The sequence below is a fragment of the Homoserinibacter gongjuensis genome, from assembly GCF_030161875.1.
GTDB lineage: Bacteria > Actinomycetota > Actinomycetes > Actinomycetales > Microbacteriaceae > Homoserinibacter > Homoserinibacter gongjuensis.
Genome location: NZ_BSVA01000001.1, coordinates 1,468,343 through 1,495,023, shown reverse-complemented (window position 1 = coordinate 1,495,023; position 26,681 = coordinate 1,468,343). Strand labels below are relative to the sequence as shown.

General features: G+C 70.5%; 25 protein-coding genes. All 25 read right to left on the bottom strand.

Features of this window, described 5'->3' with window-relative positions; translation table 11 throughout:
* Nucleotides 1-16: 16 nt before the first annotated feature.
* The 25 genes from QQK29_RS08030 to QQK29_RS07910 all read right to left on the bottom strand — a co-directional run bounded on the left by QQK29_RS08030 (nucleotide 17) and on the right by QQK29_RS07910 (nucleotide 26,681).
* On the bottom strand, nucleotides 17-835 hold the full coding sequence (locus tag QQK29_RS08030; protein ID WP_284299318.1) for a prepilin peptidase: 819 nt from the start codon (nucleotides 833-835) through the stop codon (nucleotides 17-19).
* Nucleotides 832-2,673: a hypothetical protein gene (locus QQK29_RS08025; RefSeq protein ID WP_284299316.1), complete on the bottom strand. Its 1,842-nt coding sequence runs from the start codon at nucleotides 2,671-2,673 to the stop codon at nucleotides 832-834. Before QQK29_RS08025 ends, QQK29_RS08030 begins: the two co-directional genes overlap by 4 nt.
* A gap of 11 nt (nucleotides 2,674-2,684) precedes the next feature.
* Nucleotides 2,685-3,356: a hypothetical protein gene (locus QQK29_RS08020; RefSeq protein WP_284299314.1), complete on the bottom strand. Its 672-nt coding sequence runs from the start codon at nucleotides 3,354-3,356 to the stop codon at nucleotides 2,685-2,687.
* A 98-nt stretch (nucleotides 3,357-3,454) separates the two neighbouring features.
* Nucleotides 3,455-4,942 carry a type IV pilus modification PilV family protein gene (locus QQK29_RS08015; RefSeq protein ID WP_284299312.1) on the bottom strand — a complete coding sequence of 496 codons (1,488 nt, stop codon included), beginning with the start codon at nucleotides 4,940-4,942 and terminating at the stop codon, nucleotides 3,455-3,457.
* 109 nt (nucleotides 4,943-5,051) lie between these two features.
* Nucleotides 5,052-5,492 carry a type IV pilin protein gene (locus QQK29_RS08010; protein ID WP_284299310.1) on the bottom strand — a complete coding sequence of 147 codons (441 nt, stop codon included), beginning with the start codon at nucleotides 5,490-5,492 and terminating at the stop codon, nucleotides 5,052-5,054.
* 121 nt (nucleotides 5,493-5,613) lie between these two features.
* The gene (locus QQK29_RS08005) at nucleotides 5,614-6,870 is read right to left on the bottom strand and encodes a type II secretion system F family protein (protein ID WP_284299308.1); all 1,257 of its coding nucleotides are present in this window, start codon (nucleotides 6,868-6,870) and stop codon (nucleotides 5,614-5,616) included.
* Nucleotides 6,870-8,426, bottom strand: a complete 1,557-nt coding sequence (locus tag QQK29_RS08000; RefSeq protein ID WP_284299306.1) for a type IV pilus twitching motility protein PilT — start codon at nucleotides 8,424-8,426, stop codon at nucleotides 6,870-6,872. The genes QQK29_RS08005 and QQK29_RS08000 overlap by 1 nt, the downstream gene beginning before the upstream one ends.
* A 22-nt stretch (nucleotides 8,427-8,448) precedes the next feature.
* The gene (locus tag QQK29_RS07995; protein WP_284299304.1) at nucleotides 8,449-10,104 is read right to left on the bottom strand and encodes a GspE/PulE family protein; all 1,656 of its coding nucleotides are present in this window, start codon (nucleotides 10,102-10,104) and stop codon (nucleotides 8,449-8,451) included.
* A gap of 152 nt (nucleotides 10,105-10,256) precedes the next feature.
* On the bottom strand, nucleotides 10,257-10,982 hold the full coding sequence (locus QQK29_RS07990) for a hypothetical protein (RefSeq protein ID WP_284299302.1): 726 nt from the start codon (nucleotides 10,980-10,982) through the stop codon (nucleotides 10,257-10,259).
* Nucleotides 10,983-10,987: 5 nt separating this feature from the next.
* Nucleotides 10,988-11,599, bottom strand: a complete 612-nt coding sequence (locus QQK29_RS07985; protein WP_284299300.1) for a PP2C family protein-serine/threonine phosphatase — start codon at nucleotides 11,597-11,599, stop codon at nucleotides 10,988-10,990.
* Complete coding sequence (locus tag QQK29_RS07980) at nucleotides 11,575-11,775, bottom strand: PP2C family protein-serine/threonine phosphatase (RefSeq protein WP_284299298.1); 201 nt, start codon at nucleotides 11,773-11,775, stop codon at nucleotides 11,575-11,577. The genes QQK29_RS07985 and QQK29_RS07980 overlap by 25 nt, the downstream gene beginning before the upstream one ends.
* 19 nt (nucleotides 11,776-11,794) lie before the next feature.
* Complete coding sequence (locus tag QQK29_RS07975) at nucleotides 11,795-12,109, bottom strand: FHA domain-containing protein (RefSeq protein WP_284299296.1); 315 nt, start codon at nucleotides 12,107-12,109, stop codon at nucleotides 11,795-11,797.
* 61 nt (nucleotides 12,110-12,170) lie between these two features.
* Entirely contained in the window at nucleotides 12,171-13,145 is a 975-nt protein-coding gene (locus tag QQK29_RS07970) for a DUF5684 domain-containing protein (protein WP_284299293.1), read from the bottom strand.
* Nucleotides 13,142-14,956 (bottom strand): transglutaminase family protein, encoded by a 1,815-nt coding sequence (locus QQK29_RS07965; RefSeq protein ID WP_284299291.1) that lies wholly within the window; start codon nucleotides 14,954-14,956, stop codon nucleotides 13,142-13,144. The genes QQK29_RS07970 and QQK29_RS07965 overlap by 4 nt, the downstream gene beginning before the upstream one ends.
* Nucleotides 14,920-15,624 (bottom strand): hypothetical protein, encoded by a 705-nt coding sequence (locus QQK29_RS07960; RefSeq protein WP_284299289.1) that lies wholly within the window; start codon nucleotides 15,622-15,624, stop codon nucleotides 14,920-14,922. The genes QQK29_RS07965 and QQK29_RS07960 overlap by 37 nt, the downstream gene beginning before the upstream one ends.
* A gap of 76 nt (nucleotides 15,625-15,700) precedes the next feature.
* Nucleotides 15,701-16,915: a DUF58 domain-containing protein gene (locus QQK29_RS07955; protein ID WP_284299287.1), complete on the bottom strand. Its 1,215-nt coding sequence runs from the start codon at nucleotides 16,913-16,915 to the stop codon at nucleotides 15,701-15,703.
* A complete protein-coding gene (locus QQK29_RS07950) occupies nucleotides 16,876-17,067 on the bottom strand; it encodes a hypothetical protein (protein WP_284299285.1) in 192 nt (63 codons plus the stop codon). Before QQK29_RS07950 ends, QQK29_RS07955 begins: the two co-directional genes overlap by 40 nt.
* Nucleotides 17,068-17,072: 5 nt before the next feature.
* A complete protein-coding gene (locus tag QQK29_RS07945) occupies nucleotides 17,073-18,038 on the bottom strand; it encodes an AAA family ATPase (RefSeq protein ID WP_284299283.1) in 966 nt (321 codons plus the stop codon).
* 54 nt (nucleotides 18,039-18,092) lie between these two features.
* Nucleotides 18,093-21,059 carry a hypothetical protein gene (locus tag QQK29_RS07940; protein WP_284299280.1) on the bottom strand — a complete coding sequence of 989 codons (2,967 nt, stop codon included), beginning with the start codon at nucleotides 21,057-21,059 and terminating at the stop codon, nucleotides 18,093-18,095.
* Nucleotides 21,041-22,333: an Ig-like domain-containing protein gene (locus QQK29_RS07935; protein ID WP_284299278.1), complete on the bottom strand. Its 1,293-nt coding sequence runs from the start codon at nucleotides 22,331-22,333 to the stop codon at nucleotides 21,041-21,043. Before QQK29_RS07935 ends, QQK29_RS07940 begins: the two co-directional genes overlap by 19 nt.
* A complete protein-coding gene (locus tag QQK29_RS07930; protein WP_284299276.1) occupies nucleotides 22,273-22,968 on the bottom strand; it encodes an Ig-like domain-containing protein in 696 nt (231 codons plus the stop codon). The genes QQK29_RS07935 and QQK29_RS07930 overlap by 61 nt, the downstream gene beginning before the upstream one ends.
* Nucleotides 22,941-23,360 (bottom strand): hypothetical protein, encoded by a 420-nt coding sequence (locus QQK29_RS07925; protein ID WP_284299274.1) that lies wholly within the window; start codon nucleotides 23,358-23,360, stop codon nucleotides 22,941-22,943. The genes QQK29_RS07930 and QQK29_RS07925 overlap by 28 nt, the downstream gene beginning before the upstream one ends.
* 205 nt (nucleotides 23,361-23,565) lie before the next feature.
* Nucleotides 23,566-24,060, bottom strand: coding sequence for a hypothetical protein (locus QQK29_RS07920; RefSeq protein ID WP_284299273.1), 495 nt, complete (start codon nucleotides 24,058-24,060; stop codon nucleotides 23,566-23,568).
* Complete coding sequence (locus QQK29_RS07915; RefSeq protein ID WP_284299272.1) at nucleotides 24,060-25,199, bottom strand: serine/threonine-protein kinase; 1,140 nt, start codon at nucleotides 25,197-25,199, stop codon at nucleotides 24,060-24,062. Before QQK29_RS07915 ends, QQK29_RS07920 begins: the two co-directional genes overlap by 1 nt.
* Nucleotides 25,200-25,385: 186 nt before the next feature.
* Nucleotides 25,386-26,681, bottom strand: coding sequence for a hypothetical protein (locus QQK29_RS07910; protein ID WP_284299271.1), 1,296 nt, complete (start codon nucleotides 26,679-26,681; stop codon nucleotides 25,386-25,388).

Below are 26,681 nucleotides of genomic sequence, written 5' to 3'. Positions count from 1 at the left end.
CGTTGTCCTCGATCGATCAGCCGAGGCCGACCATGTCGAGGTAGCCGGCGGCCACGGGGGCCCCGGCCGCGATTCCGATCCAGGCGCCCGTCAACATCCAGGGCCCGAACGGAACAGCTGTCTTGCGGCCCGCCCGCCCGAGGAGCATCAGCGCAATGCCGAACACTCCCCCGAGAAGGAAGGCACCGGCGACCCCGACTGCGAGCTGCGCCCACCCGAGGTAGCCGAGATACATGCCGAGCACTCCCGCGAGCTTGACGTCGCCGAGGCCCATGCCTCCGGGCTTGGCGAACCACAGAAGGCCGTAGAACACGACCGACGCGACCGCTCCGACGCCCGCCACCACGAGCCGCTGCGGGTCACCTGCGAACAGCGCTGCGAGCGTGAGCATCGCTGCTCCGACGAAGTACGCGGGAAGCACGATCGCGTTCGGAAGCCTGCGCACGTCGAGGTCGATCACCGCGAGCGCGATGCTGATCGCGGCGAGATAGAGGAACGCCACGAGCTCGAGCAGGTGTACCGCGTCAATCGAGACGAACTGCATCTGCCCCGCGACTGCCCACGCGATCACGGCGAAGGCCAGCGCGGTGCCCAGCTCCACCGCCGGATACCGCACCGGGATGCGCGTGCGGCAATCGCGGCAGCGGGCCCCCAGCAGGAGCCACGAGAGCACCGGCACGTTGTCTCGCGCGCGGATGCCGTGCCCGCACTGCGGACACGCGGATGCCGGCGCGACGAGCGACACCCCGGCGGGGACTCGGTAGATGACGACGTTCAGGAACGAGCCGATCACGAGGCCGAGCACCGCTGCGAAGCCGACGACGAGCGCTGTCATCGCGGCGAACCGTCCGCGTTGTAGGCAGCGGGAACCGCAGCCGTACGGGTCACCAGGAATGTCGACACCGTCGATACCTTGTACTTCGGCGGGTTGGTCGCGATGAGTTTCGCGTCGTACTCGTAGTACTTGACGTATCCGGTGGAGATCGAGGTCGCCGAGCCAGTCGCGACGGGCCCTCGGTACTTCATCGCCATCGAACCGTAGATGTGCAGCTTGCCCAGCTTGTCGCCCCTGTTGTAGTTCTGCACCTGGATGGTGTGCTGGTTCGAGGTGAGCGCGCCATACACCTCACGACCCGTGTTGGTGTTGACCAGATTGTTGCTGTAACGGTCGATCGGATTCCAGATGACAACACCCTGTTGTCCCACGATGCCGAGCAGATCGGCGTTGGGGTTGGTGTAGGTGATGTTGCCCGTCACCCAGAAGTAGCGGTCGGCCGCAATCGTCATGCGGCCTGACAGGGTGCCGCTCACGAACACATCACCCTGACTGCACGAGTAGCCCGGCGTCATACCGGTCGACATGCTCTCGGTGCTCGTTGTGAGCGGATGCTGGATGACCCGCTTCTGACTCGTCGTCCAACCGGCCGGGTTCGGCTGCACCTGGTCGGTCGCGAAGCTCCAGCTCGTTCCGCTCGAGTTGCAATTGATCTTCGTGCGAATCGCCGAGGTCGACCAGTAGTTGACGTCCGTTGAGCTTCCCGGAACCGCCTGCACATACATGAGGTTCATGTCGAGCACCTTGATGTGGGCGCCCGCCGATGATTGGAGGTCGCCGGCGGCTCCGCACAAAGTGTCGTCGGCAGCGCCGGCGCCACCCGTCGCCTTGCCGTCCGCGTCGGTGTAAACCTGCGTCTCCTTGCTGAGCGGCGACCACACACGCATCCAGCCGTCGTTCTCAAGCTTGACAGTCGTAGGTCCTGTGTAAAGACAGCCAGGCGAAGGCACCGCAGCTGGGTCGTTGAGCGTCGTCTCCGCCTTCATCTCGGCGGTCGACTGCTTGAGCTCATACTTCGGCCCGTGCACGACCCCGCCCTTGTAGACACCGTTCGTCCCGCATGTCGTCACGGTGGGGTCCCGAGTGTCATCGGCCCAGGCCTCAACGACCTCGCCGAACGTCGCACCACAGACCACGATCTGGTCATTGCTGTGGATCATCCCGAGAATCTGGTCGCCCGACGTCGGATTACTCGGGTCTCCTGTGAAGGTGATGTCGCAGGAGTTGGCCGATTGGTTCCTGCGCGGCGACTGCCAACGGTACGAGTTGCAATCCGGGTCGCCATTGATCGACGGATCCGAGACCTCGTAGTCGGAGAAGTAGACGAACTGGGTGAGACCCTGCTGCTTGAGCTCGACGACGATCGAGCGGGTGGCGTCGCCCACCTTGCCAGTCGCCTGCAGCTGCACAACGCCGGTGCCGCCGTAGTTCTGAACGCTCACCGCGTAACGGAACTGGGCGGTGCCGTTCGACCCCGGCACTGTTGCCCACGTGCCGTCGGCGCCGATGCCCCACGCGGGGTTCGCGGGATCGAGCTCGAGCTTGTCGTTCAGGTCAGGACGTCCGGGAGCCGGCACCGTGTTCTTCGTGAACGGGGCATTCTTGTTGCCGTACTTCACATAGCGGATGTCGTTCTGGATACGGCTTCGGTAGTCCTCGACCCCTGCGTTCGCGGCGGCCAGCGCCCCGGTCCAGTCGACCTCCGTCTGCGCCTTCTGGGTGCCGCTCACTGTGAAGACGAGGGCCGTCGAGATCATCAATGCCATCACCGCGCCGAGCCCGATCACGACGAGCAGCGCGTAGCCCGATTCACGCTCTCGGATTCGTTCAAGGCGCATCGTCATCCGCTTCATGTGGGGCACCCTCCTACGGGAATGCGGTCACCCGAGTTACCCAGTCCGATGCGGTTCACCAGGCGTACGTCTTCCTGCGAATCGGACGCCCGCACGCGGACGTTGAACTCGATCCAGGCGATGTCGTCGATACGGCTCTGCGCGCCTGCGCTATCGCTTCCGAGCTGCGTGCCGCAAATGTCGTAGTAGCGGAAGAGCGGTTCCAGCTGACACGTCGTGTCACCGCTCGCACACTGGGTGACGTTCACCACGATGTTGCCGAGGATGCGGCTCGCCTGCGGCGTCGTCGTGGTGGCCGCATAGGTCGGGTACGTCGCTACACAGGCCGACGGGTTCGACAACGAGCATCCACTAGCGGCCCAGCGATCCTCGACCATGCGTCCCTGCGAATCGACCCGATAGCGCACCTGCAACGGCACGGGGAAACTCGGGCCGGCATCGGTGTAGCTGTAGACGACGAGCGTGTTGGCTTCGGCCGTCTTGATGGCGGGTTTCGGCGGATTCGGTGTGCCGTTGCTCTGCGGCTGCACGTCGATGGGAATCGAGCCGCGCACGGTTGTCGACACAGCGTTCATGATGTTGCTCGCATCGGCCGTGCTGCTGCGCAGGTCGATCCCCTCCGTGGTCTTGCGTGCGACATTCACGAAAAGCGTGACCACGACGCTCACGATGAGGGCGCTGAGCAGCATGACCACCAGGAGCTCGATGAGGCTGACGCCCTCGTCTCTTTTCTCAGCGTTCAGAGCGCGAGCGACGCGGCGGGCACTCATGATCGCCTCGGATCGAGCACGACGGTGGCGCCGCTCATCGACCCCTCCGTCACCTTCGAGAAGTTGGCGGAGTACTTCCAGGCGCAGTACTGCGGCGACCACCAGTTGCCACCGCAGGTCCACTGACTGCTCCACTCATCGGTCACTGTCAGGTCCCAAGCGCCGAACGGCAACACCAGGTCGAACTCGCCCATCGCCAAATCCGCGGTCGTCACCGATGTCGTGATGACGCATCCGGGATTCTCACCGCCGCCGGAGCCGAGCATCGTGGCCCTGATGCCGACCCTCTGCGCAGGCGCACCCGAGTTGCTCGAACCGTTCCCACTTCGCGACGCTTCGAGCTTCACATGCACGACGCCGACGCCGACACGCATCGAAGACGCGGTGTCACTCGAGCCCGGCACGGCGTCCAGCACGCCCGCCTGCAGGCCCGACCCCGCTTGCCACTTCGCAGGGTTGGGTGCCAGGCAGCCTCCGCTGCCGGCCTGGTTGGGCTCCGAGTAATTGCCGTAGACGACCGAGTACCCGGCCGAATCCGGGAACACGCGTAGCGGGTTGCCGGTGAACGTGCGGGTCTTCGATGTCGTGGAGCTGAGGGGCAAGAGCGTGATCGACTTGGTCCCGGGCCACACCCATTGCCGGGTCGGCGAGGACGAGTTGAGGTCGGCGCTCAGGGCGGGATCACCGGTATCCCACCAGACGCTGTAGAGCGCGCCCTTCGCCATGAACGCGGTGAGCGACTTCGTCGTGCCTGCCGTGAACTTGTACGTGTGCGCGGCGGTGTCCTCACCGGCCAGCAGGATCGGCTCGGGGTTGCCCTCGAGGTCGACGTAGGTGCCGTCCTTGGAAAGAGTGATCTTGTAATCGCCGACCGGCACGCCGATCGCGAAGGAACAACCGTTGCCATCGGTCACACTCGGCACGGGCACGGTGCCGTCGACGCTGCCGGACGGCGTGAGGTCGACGGAGACACCCTGGACGCCGAACCCGTCAGCGCCCTTGACGGCGAGGATGAGCACGCCCCGATTGGGGTCGTTGAGGGAGCCGTTGGGAGCGAGCAAGGTGTCGGTCTGAACGGTCTTGAGCGGCGTCATCTGACCCCGCCATGTAACGGTGATGTTGATGCGGAGCATCACGAGGTTTGTGCCGCTCCCGCCGCTGCACGAGACGTCATTTCCTGCCGAATCGACCCAGGCAGTCGTGCGGTGGACAGTGAAGACCGTGCCATCGGCGGTGTCGGGCGTGACGTCGCGCTCGTCGTCCTTGACGTCGAAGACGCTCTGGTAGGCGCGTACCTGGTCGATTTCGCCGGCGGCGAGACTGAGCGCTGTGATGCGGTTCTTCTGATCGCCGGCCAGCCGGATAACCGTGACGAGGCCCTGGGCGATGCCCACGAAGAGGAGCATGAAGATGAGGGTCGCGGCGAGCACCTCGACGATGGAGATGCCGGAGTCGTCAAGTCGCGCGCGCCTGAGATGGCGCAAGACCCCACTGCGTCGATTCACGAAACCGCCCCCACGGTTGAAAGTGTGGTGGTGGGGCACCGCTGTCGTGCGGTGCCCCACCGCTACGGCCTGAGGCCGCAGGTACTACTTAGCAGAGGCCGTCCTCGACGCCACCGGACTGGCCGACGTGGAACTCAGCACCGGTCGGGCTCGTCGCCTGGATGCAGAACTCGCTGTCGTTGGCGGTCGGAGCCGCGTCGTAGGCCGGAGCCGAGCCGCTGCCGTAGTCAAGGCTGGGCCCGGGGTAGCCGGAGTCGGCCAGGGTACCGCTGTCATCGGTGGGGATGGTCGGGTAGGCACCGCTGTTCTGCGTGAAGTAGGCCACGACAGCCGTCTTGGCGTTGCCCAGGTCCGACTTGACCGCGGAGTCCTTCGCGGAGTTCTGCACCCCGATGTACACCGGGATCGCGATCGCGGCGAGGATGCCGATGATGATGACGACGACGAGAAGCTCGATGAGGGTGAAGCCCTCGTCCTTCTTGGCGAGCTGCTCACGCTTGGCCCCGAGGGCCTTCATGATGCGAGTCATTATTTTTCCGTTTCCACTTGATTGTTATGGTCGCGAGCCGTCCCCCCAACGGTGATGACTCGACGTTTCGATGCTGGCCCGAGAATTCCTCTCGCGGTATCCCGCGAGAGGGGGCCACGGATCAGCCGCCGTTGACGACGCTGATCATGCTGAAGATGGGCATGTAGAGCGCGATCACCATGCCGCCGACGACAACACCGAGGAAGGCGATGAGCAGCGGCTCGATGATCGAGGTGAGGGATTCGGTGGTGGCCTTCACCTCGTCGTCGTAGAAGTCGGCGACCTTGGAGAGCATGGTGTCGAGGGCTCCTGCGTCTTCGCCGACCGAGATCATCTGCGCGGCCATCGGCGGGAAGACGGGCTCTTCCGAGAGCGGGCCCGAGAGCGACTTTCCGACCCGCACAGAATTGGCGATGTTGTGCGAGGCGTTCTCGATCACCCAGTTTCCCGACGCCTCTCCCACGATGCTGAGCGCCTGCAGGATGGGCACACCGGCGTTGACCATGTCGGCGAGGTTGCGACAGAAACGCGTGATCGCGATCTTCCCGATGAGTTTGCCGAAGATCGGCAGCTTGAGCTTGATGGGATCGACGAACTTGCGCACCCGCTCGGTGTTCTTGTTGCCGTTCCACCAGACAGCGAAAGCGATTCCCGCGATAACTCCGACGGGAACGACCACCACCATGGATTGGCTCAACCAGACGAGCATCTGCGTGGGAAGCGGCAGGTCCGCCCCCATTCCGGCGAACATCTCCTGGAAGATCGGCACGATGAAGGTCAGCATGATCACCACGGCGACGAGCGACATGATGAGCACCATCACGGGATAGGTCATCGCGGACTTGATCTGATCGCGGAGCTTGGCTTCCTTCTCGTAGTTCACCGCGATCGTGTTGAGCGCGCCGTCGAGGAAGCCGCCGATCTCGCCCGCGCGGATCATGTTCACCATGAGCGGTGGAAAGACGCGGGGGTGTTTTCCGAGCGCATCAGACAGGGCCGCCCCCACCTCGACGTCACGCGCAACTATGCCGAGCGTTTCGCGGAGCTTCTTGTTCTCGGTCTGCTCGGCAAGGATGTTGAGCGTCTTGAGCAACGAGAGGCCTGCCGCGACCATCGTCGCGGCCTGCCGCGACAGCACAGCGAGATCTTTGAGCTTGACCCCTCCCCCGATGCCGAACTCGATCTCCTTGTTGAGACCGGTGCCCGCGGCCGCCTCGGTGACCTTGATGGGCGCGAGGCCCATCGTGCGCATGCGGTCGATCGCTGCGCTCTCTGTGGGTGCGTCGAGCCGCCCCTTGACGACTTTGCCGGCGTTGTTGCGCCCGCGATACTCCCAGTTGCGCGGACCAGCCGCGACCGCTGCACTGCCCGCTGCCATCAGATGCTCCTTCCAGCGCCAGACCCGGCAAGGTCACGCCGCGTCACGAGCCGGTTGAAGGTCTCCGGGTCCTGCACCTTCTCCATCGCGGCGTCGTAGGGCACATCGCCGCCGTTGACGAGCTCGGCGAGGTGCTGGTCCATGGTGTGCATTCCCGCCGCCGCTCCCGACTGCAGCGCCGAAGTCACCTGGTACGTCTTGCCCTCGCGCACGAGGTTCGCGATGGCCGGCGTGATGAACATCACCTCCGTGGCCACCGCACGGCCGCGGCCGTTCGCGCGCTTCACGAGCGTCTGACAGACCACGCCCTGCAGGGTGGCCGCGAGCTGCACGCGGATCTGGTCCTGCTGATGCGGTGGGAACACGTCGATGACACGGTCGATCGTCGAGCCGGCGCTCTGGGTGTGCAGAGTCGCGAACACGAGGTGGCCGGTCTCGGCCGCGGTCAGGGCCACCGAGATCGTCTCGAGGTCGCGGAGCTCGCCGATGAGGATCACATCCGGGTCCTGACGTAGAACGTGCTTGAGCGCGTTGCCGAAGCTGTGCGTGTCGGCCCCGACCTCGCGCTGGTTCACGAGCGACTTCTTGTTGGTGTGCAGGAACTCGATCGGGTCCTCGACCGTCACGATGTGGTCGCGACGCGTCGAGTTGACGAGGTCGATGAGGGCCGCGAGCGTCGTCGACTTACCGGAACCGGTCGGGCCCGTCACGAGCACGAGCCCACGCGGGAGCTTCGCGAACTCGCCGACCTGGCTCGGCACGCCGAGTTGCCCGAGGTTCTTGATCTCGGTCGGGATGATACGGAACGCCCCGCCGATCGCGCCGCGTTGCTGGTAGAAGTTCACGCGGAAACGGGCGTTCGCCGAGAGGGTGAAGGCGAAGTCGAGCTCGAGCACCTCGTCGAACTTCGCCCGCTGCGACGGCGACAGGATGCTGTAGAGCGCGGTCGCGGTCTTCTCGCGATCCCAGACGGGCTGCTCGTGCACCGGTGTGAGCGTGCCGTCGACGCGCAGCAGCGGCGAGGTGCCGGTGGAGATGTGGAGGTCGGACGCCCCGGCCAGCAGCACCTCGTTGAGGCAGTGCAGCAGGTCGGGGTCGGCGTTGGCACGAGCCGCGCGCGCGAACTCGTCATCGAGCACCGACTCGGCACTCGCGACGGCGGGCGGCGCGACGGGTGTCGGCGCCCCCACGGCGGGTGCATCGAAGCTCGGCACCCGCAGGTCGGGCGCGGGAGGCGGCGTGAAGCCGGGCACCGCGGCGGGTGGCGGGAAGCCCTGACCGGAGAAGTCCGGGTCGGCGAAGACCGGGCTGTCGGAGGTGGGGCCTGCGGGCGGTGCCGAGGGCGCCGCGGCAGGCGTGACATCCGGCATCGTCTCGGTGCCCGGAGCCACCGGCGGAGGCAGTTGCGAGAAGTCGACGGTGGGTTCGGCGTCCGGTGGCAGCACGCCGGCAGGCGGCGGCATCGTGCCCGCCGTGCCCGGCACGCCGAACGGCGGTGCTGCGGGATCCGTCAACGGGATCTCGTAGATGTTGTTCACGCTCTGGTCCTCCTCCATGCGGAACCTCCGAAACGCATCGTCACGCGACGACGCGCAGGATCTCCTCGATGCTCGTCATGCCGAGCAGGGCCTTGCCCCACCCGTCCTGGCGCAGGGTGTACATGCCCTGCTGCACGGCTGCCCGACCGATCTCGGCGCTCGAGGCGCGCGAGACGGCGAGGCGCTCGATGTCTTCGGTGACCGACATGACCTCGTGCAACGCCATCCGGCCGCGGTAGCCCGTGTTCGAGCAGTGCTGGCATCCGATCGGCCGGTGCAGCGTGGGCACGCCCATCCGCGGGTCGACCGCGAAGCCGAGAGCCTGCAACTCGTCGGGATTCGCGTGGTACGGCTGCTTGCACTTGTCGCACAGTCGGCGCGCGAGACGCTGGGCGACCACGCAGTCGAGCGCGGAACCGACCAGGAACGGCTCGATGTCCATCTCGATGAGACGCGTCACCGCGCTCGGGGCGTCGTTGGTGTGCAGCGTGCTCAGCACGAGGTGACCGGTGAGCGAGGCCTCGATGGCGATCTGCGCCGTCTCCTGGTCACGGATCTCACCGATCAGCACGACATCCGGGTCGGAACGCAGGATGCTGCGCAGCGCGCTCGCGAAGGTCAGCCCCGCCTTCACGTTCACCTGCACCTGGTTGATGCCCGCGATGCGGTACTCGACCGGGTCCTCGACGGTGATGACGTTGATCTCAGGCTTCGCGACCTCGTTGAGGGTCGTGTAGAGCGTGGTCGACTTACCGGAACCCGTCGGCCCGGTCACGAGGATCATGCCGTACGGCTTCGAGTACGACCGCTTGAAGCGCTCGAGGTTGTGATCGAGCATCGCCATCTGCTGGATGCCGAGCTGCGTCGCCGAGTTGTCGAGGATACGCATGACGACCTTCTCGCCGTACACCGTCGGCAGGGTCGCGACACGGAGGTCGATCTTGCGGCCACCGTGCATGACCGAGAGGCGGCCGTCCTGCGGCTTGCGGCGCTCGGCGATGTCGATGTCGCTCATGATCTTGAGACGGCTGATCACGCCGTTCTGGATCGACTTCGGCGCTCGCTGCATCTCGTGCAGCACGCCGTCGATGCGGTAGCGCACCTGCATCTCGTGCTCGCCGGGCTCGAGGTGGATGTCGGATGCGTGGTCCTGGATCGCCTGGCTGATGAGCAGGTTGACGAAGCGCACGATCGGCGCGTCGTCTTCGACCTCGGCGCGTTCGAGCTCGGTGCCGGTCGGCTCGGCGTCGCTCTCGATCTCGCTCGAGAGGTCGTTGAGCTCGCTGTCGGCACGCACGAAGCGGGCGATCGCGTTGAGCAGGTCCTGCCGCTCGGCCACGACGGCGCGCACCGAGAACCGCACGGCGGCGCGGATGTCGTCGAGGGCGACGACATTGTTCGGGTCGGCCATCGCCACGAGCAGGCGGTCGCCGTCGCGGCCGATCGGAAGCACCTCGTGTCGGCGCAGCAGGCCGATCGGAACGAGGGCCACCGCCGAGTGATCGACCGGGTACTCGGTCAGATCCACGAACGGAAGGTTGAGCTGCGCGGCGCGAGCCGAGGCCACCTGGCTCTCGCTCAGCAGGCCCTGCGAGACGAGCTCGCGGATCTGCGTCTCGTCGTCGCTCGCGGCGGCATCGATGGACGTGATCGGAAGCTGGCCGCGGATGATCAGAATCTCAGACAGGGAGGCCATGCCACCCCCTAGGTGTCTGCACGGTGTTCCGCGGCGTCGTTCCCCCCGAGCGACACCACGATCAGAGACCCCACATCCCTGAGATCGTCAGGCTAACCGCTGGGGATGCCGGAAACGACCCCCGCATCCGGGGGATAGGCGCAATGGGGGCGTCAGAACACCCAGAGCAGGATGAGGGTGAGGCCGGTCACCGAGACGATGCAGGCCCCCACGAACGCCGCGAGCGCGACGACGGCGGTACGCCGGGCGCGCCGGGCGACCGACGGCAGGTCCGGGTCGATCACGCGCGTCGACTCGATCCCGCCGTCCGGAGCCGCGCGCACCGCGGGCGGCACCGCGAGTTCGCGGCGACGGTAGTGGTCGACCGCCCCCGGCCCGACCGCCGCTCGGGCGGCGGGCGCGAACCCGACCGGCACGGGCGGCGGAGCGATGCCCCGACGCCGCTGCACGCGCGCCGGGCGCAGGCTCGGCACGGGAGGCAGCTTCACGGATGGCGCGGCTCGGTCGACCGTGATGGTCTCGTCGTCGTCGGCGTCGTCGTCGCGCGGCCTCGCCACCGTGCGATCGGTGTCGTCCTCCGCCTCGAGGGGCGGACGTGTCGCGCTGCGGTCGGTGTCGTCGTCGTCATCATCCTCGATGCCGAGCAGCCGGGGCCGACGATCGACGACGATGGTCTGCTCGTCTCCCGAGTCCGAGCGGTCGACGACGATCGTCTCGTCGACCGCGTCGGCGTCAGCGTCGGCGTCGGCCTCAGCGGTCAGCGGCTCCGCGGCGGCGCGGGCACGGCGACGCGGGCGCACGATCGTGCGATCGAGGTCGGCGTCTTCGGTGCGCTCCACGACGATCGTGTCGTCGAGCTCCGAATCCGCGTGCTCCATGGGTCTCACCTCACCGGCAGCGTGTCTTCGAGCAGAGCGGCCGCGCCGCCCGTGGTGTCGTCGCCCGGCATCACGCCGCCGCCGGCCAGCACGTCGATCACCACGACCGTGATGTTGTCACGCCCGCCGTTCGCGTTCGCGCGCTCCACGAGCACGCGTGCGGCCACCTCCGGCTGTCCGTTCATCGTAAGGATCGCCCGGATCGCCTCGTCGTCGAGCTCGCCGTACAGCCCGTCCGAGCACAGCAACAGCCGGTCGCCGTCGACGACCGGCACGAGCCAGCTGTCGGCCAGGCTGTCGACGGCCCCGATCGCGCGCGTGATGACGTTGCGGTTCGCGAACGTCGCGAGCTCGTCCTCGCGCAACTGGCCGCGCGAGACGAGTTCGCGCCCCAGCGAATGGTCGGTCGTGAGCTGCTCGAGCGTGCCACCCGCCTGCCGGTACACGCGGGAGTCACCGACGTTGAACACGAGCCAGAACGGCACGCCCTCGTGCGACACGAGCACGACGCCCGTCGCGGTACTGCCGGCACCACGCGTGGTGGCCGCGGCGACCTCGGCGACCCGGTCATCGGCATCCAGCAAGGCGTCGCTCACCCCGGCGAACTCGCCGAGCACGAGACCCCGAAACGCTCGCGGAAGGCATCCACGACCGCCGCGCTCGCGCGGTCGCCCGACTCGTATCCTCCCATCCCGTCGGCGACGATGAACGCCGGACCCTCGGCGAAGAAGGAGTCCTCGTTCGCCTCGCGTCGAAGTCCGCGGTCGGTCACCGCGGCGACGTTGAGCGTCACCGCACCGAGGGGATCGTCGTCATGCCGACGCGCCCTCCTCGACGATCGACATCGCGACCTTGCCCAGGATGAAACGCCCCGTCACGGGCGAGCTCGCCCCGCGGTCGAGCAGCGTCTCGGTGCCGTCGGATGCCACCACGACGACGCCGTTCGTCGATTCCAGATCGGTGATGATCCAGCCCTCCTCGCCGCGCTCGACGCGTGCGTGCACCTTCGAGAGCGTACGCGTCGTGTCGGGCACCGCGACGTCCTGCGTGCCCGGCGCGCCGCCGGCGGGCTTTCGGCCCAGCACGACCCGGTCGGCCGTGAGCGGGATCGCCGGACCGCCCTCCACCTGCAGCAGCGCCCGGATGCGGGGCCGCCGGTCGACGACGATCGTCTCGCCGAACTCGTCGTCATCCGCGCTCTCGGCGGGGATGCCGTCGGTGCCGCGGAGGGCGCACCGACAGCGGGACTCGGGGAACGGGGCGCACCGTCACCGGCGCCGGAGCCGCGGATGGCGCCTGCTCCACCGGAGTGGTGATCGGCACCTCGGGGGCGGGCCGCACGACCGGCGCAGGCGCGGGCGGTGCGGATGCGGCGGGTGCCGCGGGCGCGGCGGGCGCCGGGGGCGCGGGCCGCACGACGGGAACCGCGGACGGCGCGGGAGCCTGCGGCTCGATGAGAGCGGGCGGCTCGCCGATCGGCGGGGCGACGGGCGCGGGTGCCGCGGACGCGACCGGGGCGGTGGGCAGCGCCGGCGGGGTGGGCAGCGCGGGCAGCGTGGCGACGACGGGCGGCACGGGGGGCGCCGGCGGGGCGGGCGGCGCCGCGACCACCGGCGGTGCAGGCGGTGCAGGCGGCGCAGGTGGCACCCGAGGCGCAGGCGGAGCCGGAGGCGCAGCGACCACGGGAGGCACAGGCGGCGCGGCCACGACGGGCGGCGCGGCGGGCGCTGACACCGGCTCCGCCGGCATCCCCGCGTACCCCGCCACCCGATGCTCGAGCGGCTCGCCCGTCACGGGCTGCGCGGATGCGAGCAGCGTGGCCCACAGCGGCGGCAGCACAACGGCGAACACGGTGGTGCCAGCGCCCCGGCCGAAGCGCACGCCGATGCGGTGGGCCGCGACGATCCGCAGGTACAGGTAGTAGAAGCTCACGAAGGGGATGAAGGCGAACACGATCGACCATCCCGGCACTCCCCCGCGCACCAGGATCTCCATGTCGTTCAGCACGGGCACCCAGCCCTTCCAGCTCTCCGCGCCGAGCTTCGGGAAGAGCTTCGCGAGCGCGAACGCGTACCAGAGGTACAGCCCGACCGCGACGAGCAGCCAGATCAGCAGGCCGATCACCGCCGCGATCGCGGGGCCGGCATCGCTCAGTGGGGTCATCGGTGGTCCTTCTGTTGCTGTCGGATCAGGGGTCGCTGTCGAGTCAGGGGTGGGCGGCGGCCGGGGGCGCCGGCCGTGGAACGCGCGGCGGGCATCCGTCCGAGCACGGATGCCGGGGTCAGCACGGCGCGCAGCCGCACCCAGAACCCGCCCTCTCGCGCGAGGCGGCGGCGTTCCTCGTCGACGAGGCGCCAGCTCGCATCCCCGTCGGATGCGGCGGGAGCGTGCTCGCCGAACACCGCCCGATCGACGAGTTCGGCGAGCGCGAGCGCGCTCGGATGCCGCACCGCGTCGGCGGTCTCGGTGCGCGTGAGTCCGCGGGGCACCGGTTGCCGGTAGTCGATGTAGTGGTCGAGCAGCTCGTGCCAGGCCCCGACGACGGCGACCTCGGAACTCGCCGAGCGGCGCCAGCGCCGGCGAGCGGCCTTGGCGATCGGGAAGACCAGCAACGGAAGCGCGAGCAGGGCGAGCGCGAGCACCGACACCGCGACCGTCACCACGATGGGCAGCACGGCGTCGAGCCAGTTCGCCTCGGCGGTCTCGGCGGTCTCCGACGAGGAGCGGTCGTCGCTCGCAGCGGCGGGCGGGTCGAGCACCCCGGCGGCGGGTTCACGCGGCACCGTGGGGTTCTGCGGCGGCTCCTCGCTCGGGCTCACGGTCGACGGGGCCTCGGCGAACTGGGGCGTCGCATCCAACACGACCCAGCCGCCGGATGCCGCCCGCGCCTCCGCCCACGCGGTCACGTTGGCACCCGTGCACACCTCCGCGCACGGCTCGACGCCCGTGTCGGACCCGGTGTCGCCGAGGCGCACCCCCACGACGACGCGCGACTCGAAGCCGAGGGAGCGCGCGAGCAGGGCCGCGGCGGTGGCGAACTGCTCGTCGTCGCCGATGCCGGCGATGAGCAGGGGCTCGGGCGCGTCGTCGCCGGCCCGACGCTGCTGCTCGACGAGCGAGGTGAAGAGCTCCTCGATGCGCGAGGTCGAGTGCCCCGCCCGGCTCGCGGTGAACTCGTAGTCGGCGCGCGCCTGGAGCGCCGCGATCCAGTCGGACGCCGCGTCGCCGGCACGAAGCGCGTGGCTCAGGTAGCCCCGCGCGCGCAGCCGCTCCACGAGCTCGATCAGATCGGCACCGCTGCGTCCGACATCCTGCTGCTCGACCCAGGCGGCGAGCGCGGGGTGGGCATCCTCGTCGAGCTTCGGGTCGCCCCCGACGGTCGCGGCGAAGCCGGAGGTCGAGTTCGACCGCGTCGCCGGGATGCGGTAGCTGTCGCCCTCCTGCAGCCCGCCGCCGACGGCGTCGGTGACGACGACCGCGGCGTCGAGGGCGGCGTCCGCGTAGTAGCCGTCGGCGAGCGCTTCGGCGTTCGGGCCCGTGAAGACGGGGGCGACATCGCCCGCCTCCGCGAGCGGCACCCACACCCCCGAGTAGCCGGCGCCGATCGTGATGGTCGCGCTCGCCTCCTCGCCTGCGGTGCGGGGCACGCGCGTGAAGCGCGCGGCATCCGTGCCCTCCTGGCCCGTGGAGACGCGGAAGGTCTCGCCGTCATAGTCATCGAGCGTCGCGATGCGCAGCCGGTCGAGTTCCCCGGCTCCCGAGACGCGGAACAGCTCGGCGCCATAGGCGTCGCCCGCGAACCATCCACGGTAGGCCGCGAGCGGGCTCGGCTGGCGCGCGAGCACGAGCAGCGGGTCGACCCCTTGCCGCAGCACCTCACGCGGTCCGAAGCCGCTCGCGAGCGGCGCGGCCAGGGCGCCTGCCGCGAGCGCCACGATCACGAGACCCGCGGCGAGCACCTGGCGCCGCAGCACCCCGCGAGCGACTCGCCGCCCTGCCGCACCGTCGCGGCCTGATCGCGCACGGCGCGCAACGCCCGGATGCGGGTGATGCGCGCGCGGCCCACGAGCCAGACGACGCAGACGGCGAGCGCGGCGACGCCGAGCAGCACGTGCAGCGGGGCGGGGATGCGCACCGGGCCGAGCACGACATCCGCGCCCGTCTCGCGCGAACCGAACGCCGCGCCGAACAGCGGCATCGCGAGCAGCGGCACGACCGCGAGCGGTGCCCAGCGTCCGCCGTGCACGATGAGCGCGGTCGCCGCGAGCGTTCCGCCTCCGATCACGACGAGCAGGGGCACGAACACCGCCTGATAGTCCGATGCCGGCAGGTCGACCGTGAGCAGTTGCTTCCAGCCGATCGCGATCCCGAGCACCCCGTCGATGACGCCGCGCACGATCCGGCCCGTGTCGCCGAGTGCGGAGGGGATCGCGACGGGCACGACGGCGAGCAGGTAGCCGAGCGCCGCGATGCCCGCCGTCCAGCCCCAGCGCAGCCGCAGGAACCACCCGAGCAGCACGGACCCGGCCCCCAGCAGCACGCCGACGCCCATGACGAGCGCGACGCGCCCGTTCTCGTAGACCGGCCAGGCCGCGAGCGCCGCGAGCGCCGCCGAGAGCACGACGGCGCCGACCCCCACCACAGCTGCACCGTCGACCGCCGGGCCGCACCGATGCCCGTGGCTGCGGCCATGCCGGTGCCGCCGCCGAGCTGGCCGCTCACGACGCCGCCCCGCGCGCCATGAGCTGCCCGAGGTCGTGCAGCATCCCGATCGTGATGACGCGCAGCTCACGCGCGGAACGCAGGGTCGGCTCGGCACCCGGCTCGCAGCGCACCGCGATCACCGCCACGTCGCTCGGGAAGGCCACGGCGGTCGCACGCAGGCGCTCGACGGGCTGCAGGCTGCCGGTCACGGCGAACACCATCGAGACGTGCGGCGAGGACTGCGCCGTCATCCGGGCCACCTGCTCGAGCGGCATCACGAGCACGCTCGCGTCGAGCTCGCTCATGCCGTCGAGCATCGCGCGCGGGGTGAGGGTGGGCAGCTCGCGGATCGAGTGCACGATGCCGAGCGAGTGCTCGGGGATCTCGGCGCTCGTGGTGATCAGCACCTCGCGCCCATCACGCACCGCCTGCAGGGCGAGGGATGCGGCAGCACTTACGGCGAGCTCGAACTCGTCGTCGCTCGTGTAGCGCGCGGCATCGAGGTCGAGCACGACGGCGATGCGCGAGCGGCGCGTCTCCTCGTACTGGCGCACCATCAGCTGGCCGGTCTTGGCCGTGGACTTCCAGTGCACGTGCCGCCGCGAATCGCCCGGCAGGTAGTCGCGGATGGCGTGGAACGCGAGGTCGGAGTCGACGATCTTCGAGGTGGCCGCGCCCTCCAGATCCCGCATGAGCCCCGCGCTCGTCGAGGGGATGGGCGTCGTCACGGGATGCACGTAGATGGTCTGCACCTCGGGCCACGCCTGCTCGCGCCGCAGGATGCCGAGCGGATCACCGCGCGAGATCGTCATGGGTCCCACCGGGATCACCCCGCGCCGAGTCGCGGCGATCGTGATGTGCTCACGGTGCTCCGCATCCGCGCGCAGCAGGGGGATGTGGGCCTCGACGAGGCCTTCGCCCACCGGGATGTCGAGCAGCACCGGCAGGGCGGCCCGGCCGCCGCGGTTGGTCACGTCGAGCTCGCCCGTGACCTCGGAGCCCGCGATCACCCGGTCGCGGTCGAGGGTGAGCCGGATGGCGTAGTCGTGGCGTCCGAGCAGGAACGGCACGCAGACCACGAGCAGAGCGGTCGCGATGGCGGCGGCGACCCACGCCTCCGCCCAACCCCAGAGGAGGGCGGCGGTCAGGCCCAGGACCGCGGCCCCCAGCAGCAGCCACCCGGCCGGGCTCACCGTCTCGGCGAGCCAGCGACCGCCCGCGCGCAGCACCGTGCCGACGCGCGTCGCGGCGCGTCGTCCTCCTCCACGCTCGCGGCGAACCCGGTGCGCTCGGTGGCGTACCGGGTGACCGTCGATCCGCGGGTGCGGGTGCCGGTGACGGTCGCCGTGCGGCCGTACCGGACCTCGGTGCTGTCGTTCACCTAGCTCACGCGGCCCCGTTCTCAGCCGGAGGCACGACGTCGAGCAGCACCTGGCCCACGACATCCGCCGCCGTGACGCCGTCGAACTCGGCCTCGGGATGCAGGATGATGCGGTGCGAGAGCGCTGGCACCGCGAGGTCGCGCACGTCGTCGGGCGTCACGTAGCTGCGCCCGTGCGCCGCGGCCCACGTCATGACGAGCCGGGCGATCGCGATGGCGCCGCGCACCGACACCCCGAGCCGCACCTCCGAGGCCCGGCGGGTGGCGTCCACGAGCCGCAGGATGTAGTCCGACACGAGCGGGTTCACGTGCACGGTGCGCGCGAGCTGCTGCATCGTCACGAGCGTGTCGGGGGTGACGATGCTCGCCACCTGCCGCGCGGGCTCGGTCACCCCCTGCAGGATGCGCAGCGTCGCGCCGTCGTCGGGGTAGCCGATCGAGGTCTTGATCATGAAGCGGTCGAGCTGCGCCTCGGGCAGGCGGTAGGTGCCGGCCTGCTCGACGGGGTTCTGGGTGGCGATCACGAGGAACGGGCTGCCGACCGGGCGCGTCACGCCGTCGACGGTCACGTTGCCCTCCTCCATGACCTCGAGCAGCGCCGACTGGGTCTTGGGGCTCGCGCGGTTGATCTCGTCGGCGAGCACGATGTTGGCGAAGATCGGCCCCGCGTGGAACTCGAACTCGCCGCGCTTCTGGTCGTAGATCGTGATGCCCGTGACGTCCCCCGGCAGCAGGTCGGGCGTGAACTGGATGCGCGACGAGCTGCCCTTGACCGTCTGGGCGAGGGTGCGCGCAAGCGCGGTCTTGCCCGTGCCCGGCACGTCTTCGAGCAGCACGTGGCCGCCCGTGAGCGCCGTGGCGAGCACGAGCTCGATCACGTGGCGCTTGCCCAGGATCGCCTGCTCCACGTTGTCGGCGAGCAGGCCGAAGGTCTCGGTGAACCACGCCGTCTGTTCGGGCGAGATCGTCATGGGGTTGTCCTCTCGAGGGGCGGATGAAGTCGGATGCGGTGGCCGGGTCGGCGTTCAGCCGCCGGGCGGCGGGTCGGGCGGCGGGTCGCCACCACCCGGGTCGGGCTCGGGGGTGCAGACGGGGTACACCCGTTCGGACGTGCTGAGCATGTCGTACCCGGCACCCCAGACGACCCGGTAGACGACCGATCCGGGCACCGAGACGGTGTCGGGGGTCACCGTGCCGACGCCGTTGCTGACGTTGGCCGCGGGCAGCGCGTCCAACGCGACGCATTCGGCCACCGGGAACGTGACGCGCACGATGTTCGGAGCGGTCGTCGCGGTGAGGGGCGCCGTCTCGGTGCAGTACGTGGAGTTGAAGGCCAGGCACCCCCTGACCATGGCGCCGGGCGTGAGGTTCTCGTCGAGCTGGAAGTCGCTCGTCCAGCCGAAGCCGTTGGCGAAGTAGCTCGGCGTGAATGCGGGGCCGACCGTCGGCGACGGTGCGCTCGCGATGCCGAAGAAGTCGACGTTGGCCTGCGGATGCGTCGGCGTCGTCGCGATCGTGTACGTGAGCGTGCCGCCCGGCGCACCCGTCGCCCCCCAGGTGATGACCTCCTGCGGGCTCGAGAGCGCCGCGCCGAAGCCCGCCGCGCCGCACACCGCGACCTTGTACTGCTTGTACTGCGTGAGCCCGTCGATGACGTTCGAGGTCGAGGTGACGACCCCCGCACCCGTGAGCGTCGCCTCGCCTGCGGGCGTCATGCTGCACGTCGGAGTGCCGCTCAGCCAGGCGCCCCAGACCTGCGAGGCGGGCTTGGTGCTGAAGTTGGCGTTGAAGGCCGCCCCCGTGAGCGTCGCCTGCTCCGCGGATGCCGTGGCAGCACCCGGGGCGTCGTAGCGCGGGCGTCCCGCGACCTGTACGCCCACCGAGAGCTGGTCGCCGTCGGACCCGCCCGTCGTCGGCGGCTGGAACCGGCTCACCGGAACGAGCTGCACGGTGCGGGGACCGACGTCGAGCTGGATGTCGAACACGGTCGTGGCGCCCGAGCGGGCCACGTACTGCCCCGTGTTGAGCACGCGGAAACCGGCCGTGTCGGCGGCGGAGTCGACCGAGACCTCGACGGCGCCCTTGACATCCGAGGTGGTCGCCGCGTCGAAGACGGGTGTCGCGGTGAGCCCGGAGGCCACCGGCGGCTGATACGCCCAGCTCGTCACGGCGGTGGTGTCGAGCGATTCGCCGACGCTGTTCACGGCGCGGGCCGTGTAGCTGTGCTTCTCGCCGTTCACGAGGCCCGCGATGACGCATCCGAAGCCGACGGCACCGCGCGTGCAATCGGCGGCGATCGGCGCCCCGTTCTCGAGGATCGTCACGCCCGTCACGGCGGGGTGGGCCTGGGCGGCGTTGCCGAGCGTCACGAGCACCCGCACCGACGACGCCGTGTAGCTCTGCGTCGTGATGCTCGCGGGCGTCTGCGGGTAGCCGAGCACGTCGAGGGTCAGCTGCCCCTGGCCCGTGCGACCCTGCGCATCCTGCACGGTGAACACGACGACGCACTCGCCGCCGACGGGCTTCTGCCCGGCGGGCCAGCTCGCCGCGAGCTGGGTGGGGCCCGCGAGCGTCACGGTCGTCACGGGGCACACGACCGAGCCCGCGGTGCCGACCGAGACGATCGTCAGGCCCGAGCCCGGCTTGCCCGCGAACGGGTCGTACTCCCCCACGCGCCCGACCGCCGGGATGAGGCACGTCGCGCCCTTCGACACGTCGCACGTGAAGCCGAAGGTGGCGCCGCGGGGCGCATCCGGTGCCGCGATGCCCACGACGAGGGTGATCGTGCTCGTGAGGCCGCCGTAGGAGCTCACCGAGAGGCGCACCGTCTCACGCGTGCCGGGACGCGCATCCGCCCGCGCCTCGACCGTGAGGGAATCACCCGCGAGCGTCACGAGGAACGAGCCGCCGCCGTAGGCGGAGGCGAAGTCGAGCACGCTGACGTCGCCGACGCGGCCGCCCTCCCAGCCGACGGTCTCGCCGAGCAGGTCGATCGTCTGCGTCTCGCCGGGCGGCACGGTGCGGCTGATCGGGTTGAGGATCGCCTGCGGGTCCTTCGGCAGGATCGCGAACGGCACCGCCACGACGCTCCAGCGCTTCTGCCCGGCGAGGCGCACCGAGACGCTGCAGGTGTCGCTCCACGGCGCCTCGCGGCCCGCCGTGTAGCTCACATGGCCGCCCCCGGTGGTCGCGCACGACGCGTTCGCGCGCTGCACCGCGAGCGCATCGTCGGCACGCACCTCGACGCGGTCGGCGGCGTCGAGGTCGAGCAGTTCGCCGACGGCGACCTCGACGGTCTTCTCCTCGCCGACCTCCACGGGGTCGATGCCCGAACGCAGCTGCACGCGCATGTCGTCGAAGGCGGGAACCCGCAGGAACCCGTAGCTCGTGACGGCGGCACCCGCCGCATCCGTTCCCGTGAGCGTGAAGGGCACGATGATCCCCGCCGCGGGTGCCTCGCCCGAGATCCGCCGGCCGTCGACGGTGAAGCCCGGGGTGTCGCCCCACAGACTGAGCTGCAGGGTGTCGAGGTCGCCCGTCGGCCACTGCACCTTGCCCGTGACGACATCGATGCCGGATGCGAGCTCGTGCCGCGTCTGCGCCGTCACGACCGTGTCGCTCACGACGGGGTGGTCGGGGGCGGGGGTGTCGCTCACCCCGACCACGATGAGGCCCTCGGCCGTGCTGAAGGTCGCCGACGACTGCACCGTGTACACGTAGGAGTGGGTGCCCTCGACATCGCCCGGGCGCAGCACGATCGTGCCGTCGGCGAACGAGCTCGCGGCGTCGTCGAGCAGGGCGGCGAGGCGTTCGTAGTCGGCGGAGCCCGCGGGCGCGTTCGGCACGATGTCGATAATCGTGAGCTCGCCCTGCTTGGGGTCGCGGTCGTTGCGCAGCGGGCTCACGGTGACGGGCGAGGTCGAACCGAGCTGCGCCGCCACGTAGTCGCTGTAGGTCACGGGCGCCACGTCGCTCAGTTCGCCGGAGAGCACCCCGACGCGCACGATGCCCGATGCCTGCTCGCCCCCGCATCCCGCACGGAATAGGCGAACGAGACCTGGCCACCGGGCACCCCGCCCGCGGGAGCACGGTAGAGGATCGTCGATCCCGCCGCGTCGATCGAGGCGACGCCCGCACCGGCGCGCGGCTGGTCGACGTCGGCGAGCACGACCGCATCGCCGTCGGGATCGAGCCCGGTGGCGGGAACGGGAACCGCGACCGATTGCCCCGCGAGAACGCGTGCGGTCAGGATGGGCGGCTGCGGCGCGCGGTTCGAGCCCGGTCCCAGCACCGTGATCGTGACGGCGGCGGAGTCGAGCCGGCCCGGGTCGTTCTCGAGGTAGCTCGAGTAGCGCACCGTGTAGACGCCGGGCGTCTCAGGAGCCAGATAGCGCACGAGGTCTCCCGAGGCGAAGGCGAGCTCGCCCTCGGTTCCCGAGCCCTCGACCTCCGGATGCAGCTGGGCGCGTTCGCCGCGCGGGCTCACATCGTTCGCGAGCACGGGGATGTCGACCTGCGCCCCCGCGCGCGCCGAGATGGCATCCGGAACCGCGATCGGCCCGACGCCGTGACTGGGGGCGAGCAGGAACACCGTGAGCTGCGTCGTCGCCGTCGCGCCCGTGCCGTCGGCGACCTGCACCTCGACGACACCCACCCGGCCGGGCAGTCCGTCGTCGGTGCTGCCGCTCACCCGCACGTACGACTGGCCGATGACACTCGCGCTGAGGCCCGGCCCCGAGCTCGTCACCTGCGACACCATGAGCACGCGCCCGGTGGTGTTCTGCGCGGCGGCGAGCACGTCGACGGTCGCGTCCTCCCCTGGGCGCACGAAGGCCGTGAGCGGCGGCAGGGCGAGCGCCCGGTCCCCCTCCGAGACCGTGAAGCGGATGACGGCGGTCTGCCGCGCGAGGGTCACGGTGTCCTGCACGGTGTAGCTCGCGAGGTAGCGCCCCGGGCGATCGGCCGTGAGTTCGATCGTGCCCGTGGCCGAGCTCGGAGCCACGGTGAACCCGTCGGCCGCACCCGTCACGGCCACCGCATCCGCGAGTCGGTACGACCCCGAGCCGCCGACCACCGAATCGGCGATCGCGAGCTGACGCTTCTCCCCTGCGCCCGCCGCGAGCGCCGCCGGCGAGGCGCGGAGGGCGGGCGAGGGTGTCACCCGCAATTCGAGCGGCAGCGTCGCGGTGGCCCCGGAGGCGTCGCTCACGGTGACCGTGATCGGGATGACGGCGTCGGCCGCGTTCGGATCCTGGTGTCGCACCACGACGCGTCCGTCGGCGGTGGGAACGACCGTGACGGGGGCGTTCGGGTCGTCGGCGCGCGCCGCGGCGAGGAGACGGAGTCGCCCTCCGGGTCGACCCAGCCGGCGAGCACGGGCACCGAGACGAACCCGCCGGGCGCCACCTGGGGCGTCGGCCATTCCTGCAGACAGCCCTCGACGCCGCACCAGACGGGGGCCGTGTTCTGCCCCTCGGGCACGACGGTGAGCGTCACCGTGGCCGTCGCCGAGACGGCTGCTCCGTCGGTCACCGCGTAGCTGAAGGTCGCCGATCCCGACGCGGCGCTCACCCGCACCACGACCGCCTGATCGTCGGCGACGAGCCCCAGTTGTCCGAAACTCGCGTCGCTCAGCGCTGTGAGCGACGCCGGGTCGATCGTGAGCACGTCCTTCTTGTTGGGATCGTGGTCGTTGAGCAGCACGGGCAGGCTCACGAGAGCGCCGCGACGCACGCCGAAGGCATCCGGTTCCGCGATCGGCGGCTCCTGCTCGATGACGTCGTCGACGTCGACGGTTCCCTCCTGCTGCGTGCTGTCGTCGAGCGGGGTCCACTCCTCGACGGGCACGAGGCGGCCGTCGGGCACCGTCCAGATCATGCCGGTGGAGTTCTCCACGAGCACGGCCCGGTCGCCGTTGCTGCGGAAGATCGGCTCGATCGTGCGCGCGTCGTCGAGCTCGTCACCGTCGAGGGCGAGGGCGATGGGCGCATCCGCCTCGCTCGACCAGAGCGTCCCCCGGCCGTCGAGAGCCAGGCGGCGTAGGCGACACCTCCCACGACGATGGGCGCGGCAGGGTTGCCCGCACCCTCGGCGAGCGTGGTCACCGAGCCGTCGCCGGTGGCGACCGCGACGAGTGCATCGGAGTCGGCCAGCAGCACGCGGGGGTCGGCCGACGCACCCGCCTGCAGCCGCGCGTCGGCGCCGCGGCCGGTCTGCACGGGCGCGGGGAGCCCCTCGATCCAGAGCAGCCCCTCGCTCGCGTCGGAGAGGGCCCAGCGTCCGCCGGCGAGCACGAGCTCGAGCTGGGCGTCGTCGTCGGGCGGGTCGGGAACCGCGACGAGCTCCCCGAGAAGCGGCCGGATGCGGCGTCGTAGCTGCGCACGCCATGTTCGAGCGCGGAGTACACGACGACCCGTCCGGTGTCATCCAGCGCCGCAGCCGTGGCGACGTAGCGCGGCGGCTCCTCGCCCTGCTCGACCTCCGCGCCGGCGAAGGGGTTCAGCTGCGCGGGGCTCTCGAGCACACCGTCGACCGAGAAGCCGCCGAGGTACAGCTCGCCCGTGCTCGTGAGATACAGGATGCGGTCTCCCGCTGTCGCGATCTCCCGCGTTCCGGCCGGGGTCGCCGCGCCCGCCGGCCCCGCCCCTGCTCGTCATCGCCCGCCCCCAGGTCGACCGGCGCGGCCGGATCGATCGCCCAGGCCTGCCCGAAGCCCTGCGTGAACACCACACCCGAGTCGCCGGCCTGCACGACGCCGCTCGGATCGGCCACGGCGCGCACGGTATCGAGTTCGGCGAGGTCGGTGTTGACGCGGCCGTACTGCCCGTCGGCTCGCGTCACCCACACCGAGGTCTCGAGCCGCGGAATCTCCTGCGCGTCATAGCCCTGAGCCACGATCGCGAGCGTGATGACCGTGGCGGCGACCGTCGCGCCCGCCACGACCTTGCCGACAGGCCCCCACGGTCGCCGGCGCGGCTCGGTGCGACCCGCCACTACAGCACCCCCGCGGCCGCGAGGATCGCGACCACGCCGCCTCCGACCACGACGATTCCGGCGCCCGCGCCGATCACGGCGGCCGCGAGCGGCGAGAGCCTCTTCTTCGGTGTCACGGCGGCGAGCTCATCGCGACGGCGCTGGGCCGAGGCGAGGGTCTCGGCGCGGGCGGCGCGGCGGGAGTCCTGCCGCACGGTCGAGATCACCGGTCCGCGCGGCGCGGAGGTCGAGAAGTCGACGGCCGCCGCGGCCCCGGCCCACTCGGGGGCGGCCACCTCGAGCGCCGTCGGCGGCAGGCCGAGGTCGTACTGCGCCCAGCGCAGCTCCTCGGCGAACGCGTACATCGAGTCGTAGCGGTTCCCCGGCTCGGGCGCCATCGCGAGGGCGAGCGCCGCCTCGACCCGCTCCGAGACGTCGTCGCGACCCGTCGGCACGAGCTTGCCCCGGATGATGCGGCTCTGCAGCTGGTCGCGCGGAATCCGTTCGCCGGTGGCCGGTTCGAACGGGCTGCGCGAGGCCAGCAGCGTGTAGAGAGTCGCGCCGAGGCTCCAGATCTCGCTCGCGACCGAGCCCGAGACCTTCTCCTGCAGCACCTCGGGAGAGCTCCACGGGATCGACATCGCGAACACCTCGGGGTCCTCGTCGGCGCGCGCCAGGGCCGCCGCGATGCCGAAGTCGGCGAGCACGGGGGTGCCGAGGCTCGAGACGAGCACGTTCGACGGCTTGATGTCGCGGTGCAGCACGCCGCTGCGGTGCGCGGTCTCGAGCGCCGCCGCGATACGCACCCCGGCATCCAACACCTCGCCGACCGGCAGCGGCGCCTTCTTGTAGCGCGCGCTCATGTTGTCGGGGCAGTACTCCATGACGAAGTACGGGCGCCCGTCGGCCGAGATGCTCGCCTGGTAGATCGTGACGATCGAGGGATGGGCGCTCAGCCGCGCGAGGATGTCGGCCTCGGCGTTGAAGGTGCGCTGCACCTCGGGGTTGATCGCGTCGTCGAGCAGCACCTTGACGGCCACGACGCGGCGCGGCATGTCCTGCTCGTAGAGGAAGACATCCGCGAAGCCGCCGGAGCCGAGCGGCCGGATGTAGCTGTAGCCGGGCAGCACGGGCGGCGGCGCGGTCGTGCGTCGGGCCACGGTCGCGACCTCTTCCTTCCCCCGGCGACATGGCCCAGCCCTGCCGCTCCGAATGCGTGGCTCCCGCGCCGCTCGACGGCGACGATGGTGAGGAGCCTTCCCGCATCGAGGGTAACCGCTGTGCGCGGGCGGGTCGTATCCCCCAATGGTGGAGGGGTGCCCATGCGGGCCGGCGGACGGATGCGGTCAGCGCGGCCGGCGCGCCGCATCCGCTCGCTGGAACCACACCCAGCAGGCGATCGGGGGCGCGAGGGCCAGCAGCGCCGCCGCGAGCACGAACGGGCTCACGGCCTGCTCGAGCGTGAGCCCCGTGTCGACCACGAACGCCGCGCCGACGACCACGAGGTACACCCCGGCAGCCGTCGCGACCGCACCGAGCCAGGGCGTGCGGGCGGGCACGGTGAAGACGATGCCGAGATAGACCACCACGAGCGCGAGCAGGATCGCGGCGAGTCCGAAGAACGGGCTGACCTGCTGCTCGACGGGGTCGCGATCGAGCAGCACGGCGAGCGCGCCGAATACGGCGAAGGCGAGCGCGCCCCAGACGACGGCGACGAAGAGCCCGGCGACGCGTTCCGGATGCCGCGGTCGCTCAGACGGAGGGTGGGCTCGCTCATACTCGGCCCGGCGATCCGCGACGCTCTGCTCGAAGGCGGCACGGTCGGCGGCGTTGCGTGCCTTCACCCGCCGGCCGCGCGCCGAGATCGCGAGCCCGAACCACAGGGCGGCCTCGCGCGCGATCACGAGCACCGCGAGCATGAGCGCATTGCCGGCGAGCGAGCGGAAGAACACCGCCGCCTCATCCGGTGTCATGGCGACCACGTTGTGCAGCAGCGCGATCACGCCGAGCGACACGGCGTAGGTGAGCACGGCGACGAACAGACTGCCGACGACATGCGCCCACCATGCGGCCCGGTTCACGATGAGGGCGAACACGATCGAGAAGACCGCATATGCCGCCACCGGCACCCAGAAGGCGTCGCTCGCGAGGAAGCCGCTGAAGGTCGACTCGAGGCGCGTGCCGGGCGTCACCGCGAAGACGATCGCGGCGGCACCCATGTACAACAGCGCGAAGGCGACAGTGCCGAGCAGCGAGATCAGCACACCGAAGCCACGGTTGTGCCGCGGTGCGGGCGGCGTGGGCGCCTGCACGTAGACGACCTCGCGCGCGTCGGCGACGGATGCAGCGGATGCGACGGGCGCGGCCGCAGGGGCGGGCGCGGTCACGATCGGCTCGGCCACGAACGGCTCGGCGGGCTGCGCGACGACCGGCTCCGCGACGACCGGCTCCGCGACCGGTTCCGCGACGACCGGCTCGACCGTCACGGGACGCTCGACGTCGTCGACGACCCCGTCGTCATCCACCTCGGGCACGACCGGGTCGACGCCCACGTGCTCGGCGGCGGAGACGGGAGCCGTGGGCTCGACGGTCTCGGCCTCCACGGGCTCGGACGAGTCGGTGGGCTCAGTGGGCTGGGCCAT